This window comes from Nocardia grenadensis, assembly GCF_050942415.1.
In the GTDB taxonomy this organism is placed as follows: domain Bacteria; phylum Actinomycetota; class Actinomycetes; order Mycobacteriales; family Mycobacteriaceae; genus Nocardia; species Nocardia grenadensis.
Genome location: NZ_CP192054.1, coordinates 346367 through 365205, shown reverse-complemented (window position 1 = coordinate 365205; position 18839 = coordinate 346367). Strand labels below are relative to the sequence as shown.

At 68.0% G+C, this 18839-nt stretch carries 20 protein-coding genes; 6 read left to right on the top strand and 14 right to left on the bottom strand.

The window, feature by feature from the left end:
* Window positions 1-138: 138 nt before the first annotated feature.
* From ACQPYS_RS01640 to ftsH, 11 genes are all read right to left on the bottom strand, one after another.
* Complete coding sequence (locus ACQPYS_RS01640; protein WP_433491516.1) at window positions 139-933, bottom strand: type III pantothenate kinase; 795 nt, start codon at window positions 931-933, stop codon at window positions 139-141.
* Window positions 934-950: 17 nt separating this feature from the next.
* Window positions 951-1370, bottom strand: a complete 420-nt coding sequence (gene panD, locus ACQPYS_RS01635; RefSeq protein ID WP_063035345.1) for an aspartate 1-decarboxylase — start codon at window positions 1368-1370, stop codon at window positions 951-953.
* Window positions 1371-1632: 262 nt separating this feature from the next.
* Entirely contained in the window at window positions 1633-2595 is a 963-nt protein-coding gene (panC, locus tag ACQPYS_RS01630) for a pantoate--beta-alanine ligase (protein ID WP_063035301.1), read from the bottom strand.
* A gap of 64 nt (window positions 2596-2659) precedes the next feature.
* The gene (locus tag ACQPYS_RS01625; protein ID WP_373861396.1) at window positions 2660-3607 is read right to left on the bottom strand and encodes a Rossmann-like and DUF2520 domain-containing protein; all 948 of its coding nucleotides are present in this window, start codon (window positions 3605-3607) and stop codon (window positions 2660-2662) included.
* A 117-nt stretch (window positions 3608-3724) separates the two neighbouring features.
* Window positions 3725-4864 (bottom strand): DUF6779 domain-containing protein, encoded by a 1140-nt coding sequence (locus ACQPYS_RS01620; protein WP_431941910.1) that lies wholly within the window; start codon window positions 4862-4864, stop codon window positions 3725-3727.
* A gap of 73 nt (window positions 4865-4937) precedes the next feature.
* Window positions 4938-5414 carry a DUF3180 domain-containing protein gene (locus ACQPYS_RS01615; protein WP_063035343.1) on the bottom strand — a complete coding sequence of 159 codons (477 nt, stop codon included), beginning with the start codon at window positions 5412-5414 and terminating at the stop codon, window positions 4938-4940.
* A 127-nt stretch (window positions 5415-5541) separates the two neighbouring features.
* The gene (folK, locus tag ACQPYS_RS01610; RefSeq protein WP_433491515.1) at window positions 5542-6087 is read right to left on the bottom strand and encodes a 2-amino-4-hydroxy-6-hydroxymethyldihydropteridine diphosphokinase; all 546 of its coding nucleotides are present in this window, start codon (window positions 6085-6087) and stop codon (window positions 5542-5544) included.
* Window positions 6084-6476, bottom strand: a complete 393-nt coding sequence (folB, locus tag ACQPYS_RS01605; protein WP_433491514.1) for a dihydroneopterin aldolase — start codon at window positions 6474-6476, stop codon at window positions 6084-6086. The genes folK and folB overlap by 4 nt, the downstream gene beginning before the upstream one ends.
* Window positions 6473-7291 carry a dihydropteroate synthase gene (gene folP, locus ACQPYS_RS01600; RefSeq protein WP_433492945.1) on the bottom strand — a complete coding sequence of 273 codons (819 nt, stop codon included), beginning with the start codon at window positions 7289-7291 and terminating at the stop codon, window positions 6473-6475. The genes folB and folP overlap by 4 nt, the downstream gene beginning before the upstream one ends.
* A gap of 92 nt (window positions 7292-7383) precedes the next feature.
* On the bottom strand, window positions 7384-8055 hold the full coding sequence (gene folE / locus ACQPYS_RS01595) for a GTP cyclohydrolase I FolE (protein WP_063035297.1): 672 nt from the start codon (window positions 8053-8055) through the stop codon (window positions 7384-7386).
* A 76-nt stretch (window positions 8056-8131) separates the two neighbouring features.
* Window positions 8132-10483 carry an ATP-dependent zinc metalloprotease FtsH gene (ftsH, locus tag ACQPYS_RS01590; protein WP_433491513.1) on the bottom strand — a complete coding sequence of 784 codons (2352 nt, stop codon included), beginning with the start codon at window positions 10481-10483 and terminating at the stop codon, window positions 8132-8134.
* A 301-nt stretch (window positions 10484-10784) separates the two neighbouring features.
* On the opposite strand from ftsH, the gene ACQPYS_RS01585 reads away from it, so the two are divergent.
* Window positions 10785-11780: a hypothetical protein gene (locus ACQPYS_RS01585; RefSeq protein ID WP_433491512.1), complete on the top strand. Its 996-nt coding sequence runs from the start codon at window positions 10785-10787 to the stop codon at window positions 11778-11780.
* 49 nt (window positions 11781-11829) lie between these two features.
* Here ACQPYS_RS01585 and ACQPYS_RS01580 read toward each other — a convergent pair whose 3' ends face one another.
* Window positions 11830-12303, bottom strand: a complete 474-nt coding sequence (locus tag ACQPYS_RS01580) for an RrF2 family transcriptional regulator (RefSeq protein WP_433491511.1) — start codon at window positions 12301-12303, stop codon at window positions 11830-11832.
* An 88-nt stretch (window positions 12304-12391) separates the two neighbouring features.
* Here ACQPYS_RS01580 and ACQPYS_RS01575 point away from each other — a divergent pair, with 88 nt between their 5' ends.
* On the top strand, window positions 12392-13150 hold the full coding sequence (locus ACQPYS_RS01575) for an SDR family oxidoreductase (protein WP_433491510.1): 759 nt from the start codon (window positions 12392-12394) through the stop codon (window positions 13148-13150).
* A gap of 47 nt (window positions 13151-13197) precedes the next feature.
* Here ACQPYS_RS01575 and ACQPYS_RS01570 read toward each other — a convergent pair whose 3' ends face one another.
* Window positions 13198-14013 (bottom strand): DUF1266 domain-containing protein, encoded by an 816-nt coding sequence (locus tag ACQPYS_RS01570; RefSeq protein ID WP_063035294.1) that lies wholly within the window; start codon window positions 14011-14013, stop codon window positions 13198-13200.
* A gap of 103 nt (window positions 14014-14116) precedes the next feature.
* Here ACQPYS_RS01570 and ACQPYS_RS01565 point away from each other — a divergent pair, with 103 nt between their 5' ends.
* The 4 genes from ACQPYS_RS01565 (at window position 14117) to ACQPYS_RS01550 (ending at window position 18224) form a co-directional block, all read left to right on the top strand.
* Window positions 14117-14371, top strand: a complete 255-nt coding sequence (locus ACQPYS_RS01565) for a DUF2277 domain-containing protein (protein WP_063035293.1) — start codon at window positions 14117-14119, stop codon at window positions 14369-14371.
* Between the two features lie 122 nt (window positions 14372-14493).
* Window positions 14494-16092, top strand: a complete 1599-nt coding sequence (locus ACQPYS_RS01560; protein WP_433491509.1) for an aldehyde dehydrogenase family protein — start codon at window positions 14494-14496, stop codon at window positions 16090-16092.
* The gene (locus ACQPYS_RS01555) at window positions 16082-16918 is read left to right on the top strand and encodes an SDR family oxidoreductase (RefSeq protein ID WP_063035292.1); all 837 of its coding nucleotides are present in this window, start codon (window positions 16082-16084) and stop codon (window positions 16916-16918) included. The genes ACQPYS_RS01560 and ACQPYS_RS01555 overlap by 11 nt, the downstream gene beginning before the upstream one ends.
* Before the next feature lie 421 nt (window positions 16919-17339).
* Entirely contained in the window at window positions 17340-18224 is an 885-nt protein-coding gene (locus tag ACQPYS_RS01550; RefSeq protein ID WP_063035291.1) for a LysR family transcriptional regulator, read from the top strand.
* A 51-nt stretch (window positions 18225-18275) separates the two neighbouring features.
* On the opposite strand, the gene hpt is transcribed toward ACQPYS_RS01550, so the two are convergent.
* Complete coding sequence (hpt, locus tag ACQPYS_RS01545) at window positions 18276-18839, bottom strand: hypoxanthine phosphoribosyltransferase (protein WP_063035290.1); 564 nt, start codon at window positions 18837-18839, stop codon at window positions 18276-18278.

Here is an 18839-nt window from a genome sequence, read left to right as displayed (position 1 = left end):
CTCGAACGATCGAGGCGAATCAGCCTCGACAACACTCCTGGGTACGCATGCGGTTCAGCACACGGTGAGCTTAGCAAGCCGGTGGCGGCTCGGCCACATTCGAATCAGCGGAATACGTCACAGCCGCGGGCCGCGGTATCAACCACGAGCGCGGCGTTGATTGCGTTCGAAGACCACCCGCAGCCCGGTGATCGTCAGATGGGGCTCGTGGTGCTCGATGGTCTCGGATTCATCGATGATCAGCGGAGCCGCCGCACCGGTGGCCACCACTGCGACGCCGTCATCGGCGAAACCCTCGATATCGTCCCGGATACGATCGACCAGCCCGTCCACCAGGCCGGCGAATCCGAAGATCGCACCGGACTGGATACATTCGACGCTGTTCTTGCCCACCACCGACCGGGGCCGGCTCAACTCCACCCGGCGCAATGCGGTCCGCTCGGTCAGCGCCTCGGTCGCGGTCTCCACTCCCGGTGCGATGACACCACCGAGGAACTCACCCTTGGCCGATACGAGATCGACGCAGATCGACACACCGAAATCCACCACGATCGCGGCACCACCGAATTGATGATGGGCGGCCAGACTGTTCACGATCCGGTCCGCGCCGACCTCTTTCGGGTTGTCCACCAGCAGCGGGATACCGGTCCGGACGCCGGGTTCCACCAGTACGTGCGGCACTTGCTGCCAGTAGCGATCCAGCATGAACCGCAGTTCACGCAGGACCGGCGGCACCGTCGACAAACCGGCCACACCGGTCACCGCGTCGAGGTCCGGGCCCACCAGACCCCGCAGACTCATCGCGAACTCGTCGGCGGTATGCAACGGATTCGTATGGATCCGCCAATGCCGGACCAATTCGGCCTGCGAGCCGGAGCCCGCGATCAGCCCGACCACTGTGCTGGTCGTCCGGACGTCGATGGTCAAGAGCATGCGCTCACCGCCGCCGCTCAGGCGAAGGTCAGGTTGCGCGGGCTGATCAGATCCGAGCCCGCCGGCGCATGCGCCGGATCCGAGCCCAGCTCGACCGGACGGTTACGGTCATCGACGAACACGACCTTCGGGTCGTACTCGCGCAGCTCGGCCTCGTCCATCATGCCGTAGGCAATGAGAATGACCAGGTCACCGGGGTTGACCAGATGAGCCGCGGCACCGTTGATGCCGATCACCCCGGACCCGCGCTCGCCCGCGATCACATAGGTTTCGAGACGGGCTCCGTTATCGATGTCGACAATGCAGACCTGCTCCCCCTCGAGCAGATCGGCCGCATCGAGAAGATCCTGGTCGATGGTCACCGACCCGACATAGTGCAGATCGGCATGGGTCACGGTGGCCCGGTGGATCTTCGACTTCATCATGGTGCGCAACATCATCGTCGCCTTTCTGTGTTTATCGGCGCGCCTTCGGCGCGCGGGTCGGGGCCCTGTAACCCCGGTTCTTCACTCCGCCACTCAGTCGCTGCGCTCCTTCGCTCTGTCGCTCCAGAACCGGGGGCGGGCCCCGACCACGGAGGTAGACCATCCGGAATAGACAGAAGGTGAACGCCGTCGAGACCATCCGAAGCAGATGGAAACGGGCCGTCGCGGTTGATGTGACCGGCAGTCCGCCGGGGGGCGATCGATGGCGCGTTCACTAAGGTTTCGTCCCGTCGGAGCTGCTCGGCGCGAACTGCCGAGTTCCAGGGGACACGATGTCGGCGTCGGGGTGGCCGTCCAACTGGGCTCCCAACCGAACCGGGGCGTTGTCGATCAGCCGGGTGGTGCCGACGCGGGCCGCGATCAGCAGCCGGGCATTGCCGGACTCGGGGGCGGGGCCCAGGTCGGCGGCGCGCAATTCCAGGTAGTCGAGTTCGATCCCGGGCGCGGCAGCCAGGACCGCGCGCGCGGCCTCCAGGACGGCGTCCCCGCCGGCCGCTCCGGAGCGCGCGCCGGCCAACAGGGCGGCCGACAGGGTGGTCGCGAGGCCGCGCTGGTCGGGATCGAGGTAGCGGTTCCTGGAGGAGAGCGCCAGGCCGTCGGATTCGCGCACCGTCGGCACCGCCACGATCTTCACGTCGAAGTCCAGGTCGCGGACCATCTGGCGGATCAGCGTGAGCTGCTGATAGTCCTTCTCCCCGAAGAATGCCTCGTGCGGGTGCACGATCTGCAGCAGTTTGGCCACCACGGTGAGCATCCCGGCGAAATGGGTCGGCCGGGAAGCACCCTCGAGATCGGCGCCGACCGGGCCGGGCTGCACGGTCGTCCGCGGGCCCGCGGGATACATATCCGCCGCGCTCGGCGCGAAGACCAGGTCGACTCCCTCGCCGCGCAGCAACTCCACGTCGGCGTCCAGGGTGCGGGGGTAGCTGTCCAGATCCTCGCCGGCGCCGAACTGCAGCGGGTTGACGAACACCGACACCACCACGACCTGATTGCTCCGCTTGGCGCGGCGCACCAGTTCGAGATGGCCTTCGTGCAGGGCGCCCATGGTGGGCACCAGGCCGACGGTGCGCCCGGTGCTACGCAATGCGCGAACGACTTTGCCGAGCACGGCCGGATCGTGTTGCACGGTGAGTTCGCCGGCGCGGTAGGCACCGCGCAGGGTCCCGTCTGTCATGCAGCCTCCCTCGATGCTGTTGTCAGAGGTCCGCGGAGGCCGAAGTGTTGGCGGAGGTAACGCATCATCGGTGGTCCTCCAACAGCTCGCGTAGTTCGGCGGGGGCCTGCGCCCGTTCCGCGGTGCGCCGCGACAGGGCCCGGTACCCGGCGGCGATTTCGGGGTCCGCTGCCGTGAGGGCCTCGAGGTGCGCGGCGACGGCCGCGGTGTCGCCGCGGGCCACCGGGCCGGTGAGCGCGGCCTGACCGCGGCGCAGCGCATTGTCCAGGGCGGCGGAGGCCAGCGGGGCCAGCAGGCGTTCCGGCAGACCGCCGGGCTGATCGTCGACCGTCTGCTGGCCCAGCAGGCCGGGTCCGGCCAGCGCCTCGCGCAGTGCCTCCACCGCGTCCAATACAAGCGTGACGAGATGGTTGCTGCCGTGCGCGAGCGCGGCGTGATAGAGCGTGCGGTGTTCCTCGGCCACCCGGACCGGTTCGCCGCCCATCTCGATCACCAGGGACTGGGCGATGGCATAGCCGATCTCGTCGGCGGCGGTGATCCCGAAACAGGCGTTGGCCAGACGGGGCAGGTCTTCGTCGTGGCCGGTGAAGGTCATCGCGGGATGTACGGCCAGCGGAAGCGCACCGGCTTCCCGGAGCGGGGACAGCACACCGATGCCGTTGGCTCCGGAGGTATGGGCCACGATCGTGCCGGGCCTTACGGTGCCCGAACTCGCCAGGCCGCGGACCAGACCGGCCAGCTCGGCGTCCGGCACGGCCAGGATCAGCAGCTCACTGCGGGCAGCGACCTCCTCGACCGGGAGGATCTGCGAATCGGGCAGCCGGGACCGTGCCCGGCGCACCGAAGCGTCGGATATCGCGGCGACGCCGAACACCACATGTCCGGCGCGCTCGAGCGCGGCGCCGAGGGCTGATCCCACACGTCCCGCCGAGACGATGCCTACCGTCAGTCGTGCGGGCGCCGGATCACCACTCGCGGCCGGGTTGCCAGGAGTCACGCGTGGCGAGGTCACCAGTGTCCTCTCGAAGTCGTTCCAGTCCCGCACTGCGGGTACCGGACGTTACAAGTTGAGGATAGGGCCGTCTCTCGCCGATGCGCCATGGGCGCCCCGGGTGATATATACCGCACTTCAGGAGCTGCGCTGCTCCTCTTCCTGACGCAGGTTCGCCATGATCTCGGCGACCGACAGCCGCCGGTTCCCGGCGGCGTCGGGCCGGGTGCCGCGGCGGCGGGAATTCGCCGAACGCGGGAACAGGTTGGCCGCCGCGGTCGCGGCCGGTTCGCGGGGGTCTTCATCGATGGCAGTGCCGGTGACCACCGGCTCGGCCGATTCGGCTGCCGCGGTTATCGGCCCGGCGACCACCGGCGGGCGCGAGTCCGGAGCCTCACGCTCCGGCGCGGGCGGGCCGTGGAAGGGTTCGTCGCGCAGCAACGGGCCGTAGCGGTGCTCGCCGGCGTCGGGCTCGTCGTGCACCTCGGTGAACGCGTCCGCCCAGCTCGGCCCGGAGATGTCGGAGCTGGGCGACCCGTGGGGCGGATCGTCGTCGAGCCGGACGATCGCCGTTTCGGCGGTGACCGGCGCGTCGTCGGGGCTCGCGAACCGCGGCCGGCCCGGGTGGTCGGTTTCGTAGACCGGGGTCACCGCTTTGCGTTCACCGGTATCGCTCGCCGGTTCGGCGGCCCCGGCTTCGGTATCGACCCAGCCGTCGGCGGCCTGCGACCAGCTCGCCGCGGCATTCGCCCAGGCGTCCACGGCCCGCCGTTCACCTTCGTCCGGCCCCTGCCAGCCGGGTGCGAGCCCCGGCCGGCCGTCGGTCCCGGGCAGCTCCTGGAGACGGAAGGCGGCCGCGCGCAGCGCGGGCCGCTCCTCCGGCAGGTCTCCGTCGAAGAGCCGCTCCAGCTGCCGCCGCAGCACCGTCAGCTCGGCGCGCAGCGCCGCCATTTCCGTCGCGTCGGCACCCAGTTCGGCACGCACCCGCGATTCGACCCCGAGTTCGTGTTCGCGGCGGGCACTGATCTCACGTTCGAGTTCGAGTTCGTAGATGCGGCGCAGATCACGCATCCTGGCCTGGTACCGGCCGGCCGCCCAGGCTCCCAGCACCGCCGCCCACAGCGCCACCACCAACCCCACCCGGATGAATTGCAGGCTATCGCTCAGCACGAGAAATACGCTGGCCACCAGACCCAGTAGGACGAGTGCACCGAGGAAGAGCTTGCCCACATCTTCCCGGCCGCGCGCGGAAATACTACTGCGGGACGGTGAAACCATGACCGCAAGGGTAGCCGCGATATTCGTCATCGCCCACGCCGGAAAGGGGCGGGATCGATCACGGCGATCAGGCCTACGACGGCGCCGGATCGTCGGTCGGATCGTCGGGTGCCCGGCAGCAATATTCCAGCCACAGCGCGGCCACTACCAAGGCGATACCGGCACCGCATCCGATGAGCGCGCCCGGATAGTCCGCGTCGGCGGCCCGCAGATCCCCGCGCTGCGGGAAAATCCACAGCAGGAATCCGAGCCACACTCCGGCCACCAGCGAACCCACCTGGGCCGACGCCTTCGCCAGCGCGAGAGCCCGGGCGACGGTGATCGGGTGCAGTTGGCGGGAATCGGCGCCGATCTGCCTGTTGCTCACCCGGGTCCGGATATAGAAGCCCAGGGCGGCCTCCAGCATCGCGACCGGATACAGCGAGGCACCGGCGATGGTGGAGATCGGCGGGAAATTCGCGTAGGCCAGCCGCGTGGCCACCCAGGCGATCACCGCGGCGATCAGGACATTGGCCAGCAATTCCCGGATGCGGGTGGGTTTGAGCTTCATCCCCCCGTCGTCGCCATCACCCCGGCCGCCGCCGGTGTCCATATGGCCGCCACCGCGAGTCATTGAACGCCCCTCGAAGGGGGTACCTGTGGCCCGCGGAGACCGCGGCCGAGGCGGGGGTATCGCATCATGGCACCGTCCTCGCGGCGGGTAGGAGCGTGAACTCCGTGCGCCGCACACCGTCACGTTCGGCGGGGTCCAGTTCCGCCAGTAGTTCGCGCACACGACGTTCGGTCCCGTCGACGGTCAGGGACGCGTCGGGCTCCACATCGAGCCACGGGATCAGTACGAACGCGCGGTGGTGCGCCTGCGGGTGCGGCAAGGTGAGGTCGGGATCGGTGCTGCGCAGGGCACGAAGTCCGGTGCCGGCCCGCTCGGCGCAGGAGACGATGTCCACGTCGAGGGTCCGGGCGCCCCAGCGCACCGTCCGCTCACGCCCGGCGGCCTGCTCCAACCGCTGTCCGTGCCGCAGCCAGGCACGGCAGTCGTAATCCGGATCCTCGGCCACCAACACGGCATTGAGGAAATCATCCTGCTCCACCCCGCCCCACGGCGCGGTGGTGTACACCGGTGATACGGCCCGCACCCGGGCACCGAGCCCGGTGACGACACTGCGCAGCAGTTCGCGCCGATCCCCCATGTTCGAACCGATCGAGAGCACGGCACGCGTCACGGCGCCCCCTGACCCCGGCGGCCCGCGGTGACGACCCGCACATCGGCGAAGTTGTGCGGGATGGGCGCGGCCGGTTTGTGCAACACCACCTCGACATCGGTGACGCCGGGCACTTCGCGCACCCGGTCGGCGATCTCGGTGGCGACGGTTTCGATGAGATTCCGGGGCGGGCCCGTCACGATCCGCACGGCCAGCTCCGCGAGCGCGCCGTAGTCGACGGTGTGGGTGAGATCGTCGGTGGCCGCCGCGGCGCCGAAATCCGACCAGACGGTGAGGTCCACCACGAACTCCTGCCCATCACGGCGTTCGTGCTCGAAAACTCCGTGCCTGCCGAAAACCCGCAACCCCCGCAACTCGATCCGGTCCGGGCCGGGTGCCGGTGCGCTCACCGCGGAGTTCCCGGCTGTTGCGCGCGACGCCAGGCGTCGGTCACCGCGAGAGCGTCCCGAGATCCACGCACATCGTGGACCCGGACACCCCAGGCGCCGTGCCAGGCCGCGAGCGCGGACACCGTGGCGGTGGCGGTCTCCCGACCGGCCGGCGGGCGCGGACCGGCACCGTCGGCCAGCAGCGACCCCAGGAACCGTTTGCGCGAGGCGCCGATGAGCACCGGGAATCCGTCGGCGACGAACCGATCCAGGGCGCCCAGCAGCGCCCAATTGTGTGCTGCGGTTTTCGCGAATCCGAGGCCGGGATCCAGAATGATGCGGGCGGGATCGACACCCGCGTCGATCGCGTGCCGCACCTGCACTCCCAGCTCGGCACGGACCTCATCCACCACATCGTCGTAGTGGTCGGCCGGTCCGGTGTGCCGGTAGTCCGACGCCGCCCGCCAGTGCATGAGGATCCACGGGATATCGGCGGCGGCGACAACCGCGGCCATCGCCGGATCGGCGCGGCCGCCGGAGACATCGTTGATCACCGTCACCCCGGCCGCGACGGCGGCTTCGGCGACCCGGGCCCGCATGGTGTCGACGCTGGTCGGTATCCCGGCCGCGACCAGCCCGCGCAGTACCGGCACCACCCGGTCGATTTCGGTCTCCACCTCGACCCGCACGGCGCCGGGCCGGGTCGACTCGCCGCCGACATCGATGATGTCGGCGCCCATCTCGTAGAGCCGGATACCGTGCTCGATCGCCCGCTGCGGATCCAGATAGCGGCCGCCGTCGGAGAAGGAATCACCGGTGACGTTGACCACGCCCATCACCACGCAGGAGCGACCCGGACGCGGCTCCACGCCGGGCCGTGGCCGTACCCCGGTGAGGGTCGGTACGGCCACGGCCGTGCGCCGGTCACTCACTTGCGCAGGATCAGGTCGAGGGCCTCGGCCCGCGAGGCCGAGCTGGTCTGCAGGATTCCGCGGACGGCCGAGGTGGTGGTACTGGCGCCGGGTTTGCGGATACCGCGCATGGCCATGCACAGATGCTCGGCCTCGACCACGACGATCGCGCCGCGTGGATCCAGTTTCCGCATGATCGCGTCGGCGATCTGGCTGGTCAGCCGCTCCTGCACCTGAGGGCGTTTGGCGTAGAGGTCGACCAGCCGCGCCAATTTGGACAGCCCGGTCACCCGGCCGTGCGGGCCTGGAATATATCCGACATGGGCGATGCCGTGGAACGACACGAGGTGATGTTCACAGGTCGAGTACATCGGGATATCGCGCACCAGCACGAGTTCCTGATGCTCCTCGTCGAAGGTGGTGTTGAGAACCGCGTCCGGTTCCACGTACAGCCCCGCGAACATCTCCCGGTAGGCGCGGGCAACCCGGGCCGGGGTGTCCAGCAGTCCCGGCCGGTCCGGGTTCTCGCCGACCGCGAGGAGCAGCTCGCGCACCGCCGCCTCGGCACGCGGCTGATCGAAGCGTCTACCGGTGTGCAGCGCGACCAGCTCCGCGGCGGGTGCGCCGCTCTCACCCAGCTCGGCGTGGATATCGGCCGGGTAGCCGTTGGTCTGCTGATCGGTCGACATTCGAGGACACCTCCACATCTCGGGCCCGGCAGTACACACCGGGCGCCGAACCCCTCCGAGCGTAATCGGCGGCGGTTTACTGCCGACCGTTCGGGCTGTCCCAGGAGTGCGGGCCACCACGGCCGGAATCCTCACCGGAGCCGTATCCGGATTCGTCGTGCCCGGAGTTCTGGTCGGGATGCGAGTACCGGGGCTGTTCCTGCCCGCCGCCGTAGCCGCGGTCGGCAGGCGGGGCCTGCGGTTCCTCGCGCGGCGGCCACCCCGGCGCCGACCAGCCTGCGGGGGCGCCGTAGTCCGGCCGGGAGCCCTGCGTGGCGCCGCGGGGATAACTGGGAGCGGGCTGCGGCGGGGCCGGGTAGCCGCTGGGCGGCCGGCCGTAACCGGGCTGCTGAACCGCGCCGCCGGGGAATCCCGCGGGCTGCGGCACGCTCCCGGCGAGCGCCGGATCGCCCGGGCCGACACCGGCGGGGACGGCGGGTTGCGGAGGCCACGGTTCGCCACGTTCGGCGGCGAGCTCACCCGGGGTCTTCACCGGCGGTTTGTCCGACGGCACGCGATCGCCGAAATCGTTGAACGCGGTGATCCGGGGCCGCTTCTGCACCGCGGCGAGGATGGTTTCCAGATCCTTGCGGTGCAGGGTTTCGCGTTCGAGCAGGGCGGTCGCCAGATCGTCGAGCACATCGCGGTACTCGCTGAGGATCGCCCACGCCTCGGTGTGCGCGGCCTCGATGAGGTTGCGGACCTCGACGTCGATGGCGCCGGCGACCTCGTGCGAGTAGTCGGAGGCGGTGCCCATGGAGCGACCGAGGAAGGGATCACCCTGTTCCTGGCCGTACCGCACCGCACCGAGCCGGGAGCTCATCCCGTATTCGGTGACCATCGCGCGGGAGATCTTGGTCGCCTGGTCGATATCGGAGGAGGCACCGGTGGTCGGCTCGTGGAAGACCAGTTCCTCCGCGGCGCGGCCGCCCATGGCCATGACCAGCCGGGCGATCATCTCCGAGCGGGTCATCAGGCCCTTGTCGTCCTCGGGCACGGTCATCGCGTGCCCGCCGGTGCGGCCACGGGCCAGGATCGTCACCTTGTAGACCGGTTCGATATCGGGCATGGCCCAGGCGGCCAGCGCGTGACCGCCCTCGTGGTAGGCGGTGATCTTCTTCTCGTGTTCGCTGATGATCCGGCTCTTGCGGCGCGGGCCGCCGATCACGCGGTCGACGGATTCCTCGAGCGCGTCACCGGTGATGGTCGAACCGTTCTCCCGCGCGGTGAGCAGGGCGGCCTCGTTGATGACATTGGCCAGGTCGGCGCCCGACATACCGACGGTGCGCTTGGCCAGGCCGTCGAGATCGGCTTCCGGGGAGATCGGTTTGCCCTGCGAGTGGACCCGCAGGATGGCGCGACGGCCGGCCAGGTCGGGATTGCTGACCGGGATCTGCCGGTCGAACCGGCCGGGACGCAGCAGGGCGGGGTCGAGGATATCGGGGCGGTTGGTCGCGGCGATCAGAATGATGCCGGTGCGATCGCCGAAGCCGTCCATTTCGACCAGCAGCTGGTTGAGGGTCTGTTCGCGCTCGTCGTGGCCGCCGCCGAGTCCGGCGCCACGCTGACGGCCGACCGCGTCGATCTCGTCGACGAAGATGATGCAGGGACTGTTCTGCTTGGCCTGCTCGAACAGATCGCGGACGCGGGAGGCACCGACACCGACGAACATCTCCACGAAATCGGAACCGGAGATGGTGAAGAAGGGGACGCCCGCCTCGCCGGCCACGGCACGCGCGAGCAGCGTCTTACCGGTGCCGGGCGGACCGTAGAGCAGGACGCCCTTCGGGATCTTGGCGCCCAGCGCCTGGTAGCGCACCGGATTCTGCAGGAAGTCCTTGATCTCGTAGAGCTCTTCGACCGCCTCGTCGGCACCGGCCACATCGGCGAAAGTGGTCTTGGGCATATCCTTCGACAGCTGTTTGGCCTTGGATTTCCCGAAGCCCATCATGCCGCCGCGGCCGCCGCCCTGCATACGCGACATCACGAAGATGAACAGGCCGAGCAGGATCACCATGGGCAGTACGAACAGCAGGATCTGGGTGAGCCAGCTCTCCTGTTTGACCACCGTGTTGTACGGGGCGCCCGAATCCTGAACGGCCTTGAAGATCTGAGCCGAGGTGTCGCTGCCACCGGGATACTTTGCGATGATCTTGTCGTGGCCCTGGGTGGCGTCGTTGCCGTTGTTCAGTTCGATCCGCAACTGTTGTTCGCGGTCATCGATCTGAACGTGGGCGACGTTCTCCTTGTCGGTGAGCTGACTGATGGCCACCGACGTGTCGACGCTCTGCCAGCCGCGGGTGTCGTTGCCGAAGTAACTGAACAGATAGATCACGAGCAGAATGCCCGCGATTATCGCCAGGGTACGAAACACTGTCTTGCGGTTCATAGAGCGTCGGCCGGGCGGCCAGTCCTTTCAGGCGTCTCCGCGTTCTTGCCTAGCGATGCGTCGATCTCGGGCGACGCAACCCACATCCTTACCGCCCGCTGAGCGGATTCGGGTGCGGACATGCCACGTTACCGCGTACGGTCTAGTCGATACATCGCGCTTCCTGACTCGTCGCAAGCCAGTGGTTCGGCTGGTGATGGAGTTCAAGAGGTAAACGGCCGGAAAACCACGGTGGTTCCCGGGGTCATGGTCTGTGATATCTCGTAGTGATCACAATCATGGCACGCATGTAGGACCGATGATGATCGCGTACGACCCGAGCGCAGGGGGTATGGACATAGTCGAGTTACGGACACCCACAGCAATCGTGCGGCACGGCGAAGGGCGATTGGTCGTCCTTCGCCCCGGTGCCGACGGCGAATCCGAGAGCGACGGCGAGCGGGTTCTCGACGTCGCGGTGACCGATCTACTGGAGGTGCGACTCAGCCGGCGAGCCGACGACGCGGTGGTCATCGAGATATATCTGCGCTATCCGACCCCCGTGCTGGTCGGCGTTCCCGCCGACCGGACGCCGCTGCCCGTATTGATCGCCGAACACGATGTACCGGCGGCCGCCGGCATCGTCGCCCGGATAAACGACCAGATCCTCGCCGCCCAGCGGATCGATATCGCCGCTCCCGAGCTGATCGCGCCACCCACCGAACAGACCGAGCACGGGCCGGTACGCGCCGATGTGGAGCGCGCGGTACGCCGGATGTCGGCCACCGGGCGGGGCGAGGCCGCGGTGGCCGATCTGGCCGGTTACGTCACACCTGACGAATACGTGCTGGAGACCGCGAGTGTCGTCGCCCACCCGCCGGTAGGCGACGACGACCCCTGCCTGTTCACCGTGACCACGACGCGGCTGCTGTTGGTCTCGCTCGGCACCGGTGAGGCGTATGCCCACGAACTGCCGATCCCCGTCATCATGCGGGCCCGCGCCACCGAGGAGGCGGTCTCGGTGGTGGAGGACATCCGGGTGCGGGACCGCCGTCCTCTGGTGGAAGTACACGACGGTAATACGACGATGTACTTCACCGCGATGGATCGCGCCGATTCCGAACGGCTGGCCACCGCGATCAACTTCGCCGTCCGGCTGGTCGCGGTGGACGGTGCCGCCGGCCCCGCCGACCCCAGCGTCGCGCATCTGTATTCGGAATGGGAGCTGCTGGTGGAGCGGCATTCCCTGGGCATGGTCGACGACACCCAGTTCCAGCGCTACGGCCGCGGGATTCTGCGCTCACTTCCGGGCATCTGAGCCCTGGTCCGGCCGGGCCCACCGCCCGGCCGGACCGGTGCCCGTCCGGCTACTGCCACCCCACGAGACGCCGACGGGTTCGTTCCGGAGCCCATTCCGGTAACTCGGCGACGAGTTCGGCCAGTGAGGTGGCGGCCAGGCTCGCCCGCCACGCTTCGTGCGCCTCGGCCATCTTCACGGCGAGGAGGCACGGTTCGCGGCATTCCTCCGCGGGTAGTCCGCCGCGACCCCGCTGACGTATCTCACGGCATTCGTAGGGCGAGGCGCCGCCGTCCACCGCCTCGACGATCTGCAGCAGCGTGACCTCCGAGGCGGGCCGGGCCAGCCGGAATCCGCCGCGGGGGCCCGTGCTGGCGCTCAGCAGGCCGGCCCGAACCAGGGCCTGGAGTTGTTTGGCGAGGTAGGGCGCCGGCAGATCGAAGTACTGGGCCAGCTGCGCCGCCGAGGCGGTCGTTCCCGGTTCGAGCTGCGCCAGCGAGGTGGCGCAGTGCAACAGCCATTCGGTACTCACCGGCAACTTCATGCCTGTGATTCTATCCAAGATATTGCAGATCTATTTAGTCCGAGATAATCTGCCGGCAGCAGCAGACCAGAGCTGGAGGAGACAGGCCATGACCATGCGAATCGCCGTCGCCGGCGCCACCGGCAATATCGGAAGACTCACCGTCGGGGCACTGCGCTCCGCGGGCCACGAGGTCGTCCGCATCAGCCGCTCGCTCGGCGTCGACCTGTGCACCGGCGCGGGACTGGATACCGCCCTCACCGGGGTGGATGCCGTGGTGGACGCCATCAGCGTCGAAAGTACCGACCGCGCCGAGGTCGTCGACTATCTCGGCAGCACCACCCGCAACCTGCTGGCGGCCGAGCAGCGCGCCGGCGTGGCACACCATGTCCTGCTGTCCATCGTCGGTATCGGCCGGGTGGAGGGCAACGCGCACTACGCCGGGAAGCGGGAGCAGGAACGTCTGGTCACGGAGGGAGGTGTGCCGTGGACGATCGTCGCGGCCACCCAGTTCCACGATTTCGCCGCGACCGTCACCGGCTGGACCGAACAGGACGGCGTCGCCACCCTCGCTCCGCTGCTCGTCCAGCCGATCGCCCCGGCCGATGTCGCCGATATCCTCGCCGAACTCGCGACCGGCACGCCACAGGGCCGCTATCGCGATATCGCGGGACCGGAACCCCAGGACCTGGTCGATATGGCCCGCCGTACGAATGACGCGCGGGGTCGCTCGGTCCGGCTGGTGCCGACCTGGTCGTCACTGTTCGGGCCGGAAATGGCCGGGAACACGCTGCTGCCCGCCGAGAACGCACGAATCGCCCCGACAACCTTCGACCAGTGGCTGGCCGCCCAGAGCCGGCCGTCGTGACCGGCCGCGCAGGCGGACGGCAGCCGGGCCGGCCGACGTATTCCGGGCTACACCAAACCGATGCGGCGCCAGGGGCTGGTCGGGCGGAGCCACAGGCGCATCAGTTCCAGGCGGCGGTCGACGCCACCGTCCTTCAGCTCGGCCAAGTCCTCACAGGCCTGCCAATAGGTCCAGCCGGTGAGGTAGGCGTCGCCGAACTGCCGCCAGTTGCGGTACTTGCGCTGGGCCAGCGGCAGCGCCCGGCCCAGATAGTCCCAGGCGACATCGGCTTCGATATAGCCGGCGGTGTAGGACATACGCGCCACCGCGACCACCCGCGCCAGATCCCAGGCGTGGATATCGGCCGGTAGGGGACGCGACAGGTGGTCGGTGAAACCGATTTTGATCGCCTGGGACCAGATGTCGTAGTCGCGGACGAGGGCCTCGGAATTGTCGATACCGCGGAACGAGGCAACCTGCCGTAGGAAGGCCCGGTGCCGATCGGCGCGTTCGCCGAACCGGTCGCGTTCGCTGGCGTTCAGTGAGGCGGTGACCAGTGGATGCACCAGGGCGTACAGCGGGGCGTGCATACCCTCGAGCAGCTGCTCCATGGACGCGCGCGCCTCGGTGCCGTCGGTGATCCCCCAGGCCCCGGTGAGGGTGTCGATGGCCAGCTCACGCCGGTCGCCGAGCGGATGGTCGCGTTCGGGCCCCAGCAGCAGCGCGTCGTGGAAGGCGTCCCAGCGCGCCGAATAGAAGGCGCCCAACGACAACGCGCGCAGGCGGTCATCGTCCATCTGCGCGCCGGACCAGTGGTCCTCCTCGCGCTTGTCGAGCTCCGGATAGGGGAAGGGGGTCGGCGTGGGCAATCCGGCAGCAGCCATACCGTGAGTCTAGGACGCGCGGGCCCCGGCCGGTCCGGGCGACGTATTTTCACATTTGTTCCTTGCCCTGTCACAGGCTGTGTTCCAGCGCTAATGTGCATTCATGTGTAGAAACATCACCGTCTTGCGAGGTCTGGAGCCCGCCGCTACCGAGCAGGAGATCTATGCCGCCGCACTGCAGTACGTGCGCAAGGTCGGTGGCCTGTCCGGGTTGAGTTCGGCCACCAAGCCCGCCCTGGACAAAGCCGTCGCCGCCGTCGCCGCGGCCACCACCGAACTGCTCGCCGAATTACCCGACCGCCGGGTGCCCCCGGCGACCGAGCCGCCACTGCGCCGGTTGGCTCGCGAATCCCAATAGATCCCGGTATCGGACACCGCGACCGGGCGCGGTGTCTCGCACAGTGTGTCACGATCGATCCCGTGAGCTGATTCACAATGATCGGCCCAGCGGTTCCGAGCACGACGCAGTGGGAGAACGCAGTGACCAAAACCGAATCGGGACAACCCGACGCCACGGTGAAAACCGTGGACCCGACTCCGGACTCGGAGATCCAAGTCCTGAATCCCGCCACCGGCGAGGTGGTCGGCTCGGTACCGGATATGTCGGCCGAGCAGGTTGTCGCGGCCGTCGCCGAGTTACGCGAACACCAGCGCGCGTGGCAGGCCATCGGCGCCGACGAGCGCAAGGAATGGCTGCTCAAACTCCAGGACTGGATTATCGACAACACCGAGGTGCTGGCCGATGTCCTGCAGTCCGAGACAGGTAAACCGCGGGTCGATTCGCTCATCGATCCGATCTTCGGCAGTGATCTCATCGGCTATTACGCGCGCCGCGCCGCCAAGTTCCTCGCCGACGAGCATCCCGCCCCGCACAGTCCGCTCTCCCGGGTGAAACGGCTGACCACGGTATTCGAGCCGTATCCGGTGGTCGGTGTGATCACGCCGTGGAACTTCCCGCTGGCCATGCCGCTGCTCGATGTGATCCCGGCGCTGGCCGCCGGCGCGGCGGTGATCCTGAAACCCTCCGAGGTGACTCCCCTCTCCGCGCTCGAACTCGCCCGCGGCTGGGCCGAGATCGGCGCGCCACCGGTGCTCTCCGTCGTCACCGGAGCGGGCGTCACCGGCGCGGCGGTGGTCGAGCACGCCGACTACATCCAGTTCACCGGTTCCACCGCGACCGGCCGTCGGATCGCGGCGGCCTGTGCGGCCCGGATGATCCCCTACAGCCTGGAACTGGGTGGCAAGGATCCGGCCATCGTGCTGGCCGACGCCGATCTCGACCGCGCCGCCCACGGCATCGCCTTCGGCGGCATGTTCAATTCCGGGCAGGTCTGTATCTCGGTCGAGCGGGTCTATGTGGAGGCGCCCGTCTACGACGAGTTCGTCGCCAAACTGACCGCCAACGTCAAGTCCCTGCGACAGGGCCGCGACGATCGCACGCCCCGCAACGATGTGGGCGCCATGGCCAACGAGAACCAGGTCGGCATCGTCCAGCGGCATATCGACGAAGCGGTAGCGGCCGGAGCGAAGATCCTGACCGGTGGCAAACGGACGGGTGTGGGCACCTTCTTCGAACCCACCGTGCTGGTGGACGTCGACCACTCCATGTCGTGTATCACCGAGGAAACCTTCGGGCCGACACTGCCCGTCATGAAGGTCGCCGACGAAGCCGAGGCCATCCGGTTGGCGAACGACTCCGTTTACGGGCTGTCCGCGACGGTGTGGACGGGAGACAAGGCACGCGGCGAACGGGTCGCCCGGGCGCTGCAGGCGGGCGCGGTCAATATCAACGACGTTTTCGCCAACCTGTTCAATTTCGCGCTGCCGATGGGCGGCTGGGGCGATTCCGGTGTCGGCGCCCGGTGGGGCGGCCCGAACGGGGTGCGCAAGTACTGCCGGGCCAAGGCGATCACCACGCCGATACTGCCCACCCAGGAACGCGAACTCACCTGGATGCCCTATGACCTCAACAAGATCCTGATCGGGCTCGGCGCCATGCGCGCGGCCGGAGCGCGCGGTATGCGCCGGATCGATATCCCCGCGCTGCTGCGACTCAAGGGAGACAACCGTGGCGAGTAGCACCGAATCCATCCGCGGCAAGGTCGTCGTCATCACCGGGGGCGCCCGCGGTATCGGCCTGTCCACCGCGATCGCCCTGGACAAGCTGGGCGCCAAGATCGCGATCGGCGATATCGACGAGAAGACCGTCAAGGAATCGGGCACCGGCCACGATTTCGACTACTACGGCCGGCTCGACGTGACCGATATCCAGTCCTTCACCACATTCCTCGACGATGTGGAACGCGAGATCGGGCCGATCGATGTCCTGATCAACAATGCGGGCATCATGCCGACCGGGCGACTGGTGGAGGAAACCGATCAGATCACCCGGCGGATCCTGGATATCAATGTCTACGGCGTGATCCTGGGGTCCAAGATCGCGCTGATCCGCATGCTCGCCCGCGGTAGCGGCCACATCATCAATATCGCGTCGCTGGCCGGCGAGACACATATTCCGGGTCTGGCCACCTACAACGCCTCCAAACACGCGGTGCTCGGTTTCACCGACACCTTGCGCGAGGAGTACCGGGGCACCGGTGTGGCGTTCTCTTCGGTGCTGCCGACACTGACCCGGACCGAACTCGGTTCCGGGGTGGCGGCACCGAAGGGCCTGCCCGCGGCGGAACCGGAGGATATCGCCGCGGCGGTGGTCCGGCTGATCGCCAAACCTCGGCCCAAGGCCCGGGTCACCCGGGCGGCAGGCGCGATGTCGGTGTTCGTTAATCTGCTGCCGCAGTCGGTGGGTGATGCCCTCGGTCGGTCGATGGGGTCGGCCCAGACCTTCCTCGACGATGTGAACGCCGAGGAGCGCAAGGCCTACGAGGAGCGGGTCCGGGGGAGCTGATCCGCCGGTCGCCGTCACCGCGCCGCGGTCCGTCACCCGACGGGCCGCGGCGCACCGCCATCGGCCCGTCGAGACCCCACCGAAACTCTATTGTGATCAATGTCACTTGACGTGCATAGTCGATGAAATGGTGGCGCGAGATCGTTTCGCGCGACCACCGCCGGATCGGACCGGAGTTCCATAGCCCGAGGTGACAGCACGCACCGGATGAACAGCTCTACCACTGCAAACGTGTCGGTTTTTACGTCGTATCGCCCGGCAATGCCCGACCGTCGGCGATCCGAAGAACTCATGATGCACATCACCGCGCCACCACATAAGCTGTCACTAACAAACCTGCTGACTGTTTCGGACCCAATATGCGGACCCACCGGACAAATTAGGGCTGGAAATTCAGCAACGATTCTGATAGCAAGGTGCTATGGACCCGCATTTGCGCGATCTGCGGTATTTCGTCGCCGTCGCCGAGGAACTGCACTTCACCAACGCCGCTCAGCGGCTGCACATCGCCCAACCGACCCTGTCGCGTCAGATCCGGCAGCTGGAACGTCAGCTCGATGTGGTCCTGTTCGATCGCAACCAGCGCAGTGTCGCGCTCACGGTTGCCGGTAAGGAACTGCTCAGCGGCGCCCGCAAGATCCTGGAGCTCTGGGGGACCACCAACAGCTCGCTGCAGGAGGCGGGCGAAGTCCTGCGTGTCGGCCTGCAATCAACGCTGGGTCGGGGACTGCTCAACGATCTCGAGAGCGCCAGTGGCCACCGATTGGCCCTGCATGCCGCCGCCTGGACCGACCCTTCCAGCGGCCTCGCCGGCCGCCAGGCCGATCTGGCGCTGGTCTGGCTCCCGCTGCCCGACCAGAACCGCTACCGCTGGCAGGTACTGCGTACCGAGCGCCGCTGGGTACTCCTACCGGAGAACCATCCCCGCGCCAATCAGGAAATGATCGACTTCGCCGACCTGATCGACGAGCGGTTCATCGCGCTGCCCGCCGAGGCGGGCGCCGTCCGCGATTTCTGGCTCGGTAACGACGCCCGCAACGGCCGCCCCGCCACCATCGGCGCGGAAGCCGCCACCCCCGAGGACCGGCTCGAGGCCGTCGGGCTCGGACTGGGCCTGTGCCTGCTCGCCGAGAACAACGTGCCGATGTACCGGTGGCCAGGGCTCACCGCGCGTCCGGTGACCGGCCTGCCGCCGTGCGAACTCGCGGTGGCCTGGCGTGCCGACGACACCCGGCCGACGATTCTCGAATTCGGCCAGCGAGCCGTTTCCGGCGGCTTCGCCGCGCCTCCCGCCATCCCGGCCTGATCCGGCAACGAACCGTGGGTAGGTGGGCTCGCCCACCTACCCACGGTTCGTTCAGGACTGTTCGCCGCCGTACACCCGCGGGTGCAGCGTGCCGATATAGGGCAGATCCCGGTACCGCTCGGCGTAGTCGAGGCCGTAACCGACGACGAATTCGTTCGGGATGTCGAAACCCACATTGGCGACCTCGACCTGGGTGCGCAGCGCGTCGGGTTTACGCAGCAGCGTCACGACCTCGAGCGAGGCCGGGTTGCGGGTGGAGAGATTGCGCATCAGCCACGACAGGGTCAGACCCGAGTCGATGATGTCCTCGACGATGAGCACATTGCGGCCGGCGATGTCCTTGTCCAGGTCCTTCATGATGCGCACCACGCCGGACGACGATGTGGAGGATCCGTAGGACGAAACGGCCATGAACTCCATCTGAGTCGGTATCGGCAGCGCCTTGGCCAGATCCGTCATGAAGAAGATGGCGCCCTTGAGCACACCGATCAACAGGAGATCGCCCTCCGGTGCGTCGGCCGGGTACCGCTTGGCGATCAGTTCGGCCAGTTCGCTGACCTTCGCCGCAATTTCTTCTTCGGTGATCAGGACCGAATCGATATCGTCCCCGTACAC

Excerpts from the sequence above, each read along its gene's own strand:
- ACQPYS_RS01640 (WP_433491516.1), bottom strand. The coding sequence starts at position 933 with ATGCTCTTGACCATCGACGTCCGGACGACCAGCACAGTGGTCGGGCTG.
- folE (WP_063035297.1), bottom strand. The coding sequence starts at position 8,055 with ATGTCGACCGATCAGCAGACCAACGGCTACCCGGCCGATATCCACGCC.
- ftsH (WP_433491513.1), bottom strand. The coding sequence starts at position 10,483 with ATGAACCGCAAGACAGTGTTTCGTACCCTGGCGATAATCGCGGGCATT.
- ACQPYS_RS01550 (WP_063035291.1), top strand. The coding sequence starts at position 17,340 with ATGGACCCGCATTTGCGCGATCTGCGGTATTTCGTCGCCGTCGCCGAG.
- ACQPYS_RS01575 (WP_433491510.1), top strand. The coding sequence starts at position 12,392 with ATGACCATGCGAATCGCCGTCGCCGGCGCCACCGGCAATATCGGAAGA.
- ACQPYS_RS01565 (WP_063035293.1), top strand. The coding sequence starts at position 14,117 with ATGTGTAGAAACATCACCGTCTTGCGAGGTCTGGAGCCCGCCGCTACC.
- ACQPYS_RS01585 (WP_433491512.1), top strand. The coding sequence starts at position 10,785 with ATGATCGCGTACGACCCGAGCGCAGGGGGTATGGACATAGTCGAGTTA.
- ACQPYS_RS01570 (WP_063035294.1), bottom strand. The coding sequence starts at position 14,013 with ATGGCTGCTGCCGGATTGCCCACGCCGACCCCCTTCCCCTATCCGGAG.
- ACQPYS_RS01580 (WP_433491511.1), bottom strand. The coding sequence starts at position 12,303 with ATGAAGTTGCCGGTGAGTACCGAATGGCTGTTGCACTGCGCCACCTCG.
- panC (WP_063035301.1), bottom strand. The coding sequence starts at position 2,595 with ATGACAGACGGGACCCTGCGCGGTGCCTACCGCGCCGGCGAACTCACC.
- panD (WP_063035345.1), bottom strand. The coding sequence starts at position 1,370 with ATGTTGCGCACCATGATGAAGTCGAAGATCCACCGGGCCACCGTGACC.
- folP (WP_433492945.1), bottom strand. The coding sequence starts at position 7,291 with ATGGGCGTGGTCAACGTCACCGGTGATTCCTTCTCCGACGGCGGCCGC.
- ACQPYS_RS01620 (WP_431941910.1), bottom strand. The coding sequence starts at position 4,864 with ATGGTTTCACCGTCCCGCAGTAGTATTTCCGCGCGCGGCCGGGAAGAT.
- ACQPYS_RS01615 (WP_063035343.1), bottom strand. The coding sequence starts at position 5,414 with ATGAAGCTCAAACCCACCCGCATCCGGGAATTGCTGGCCAATGTCCTG.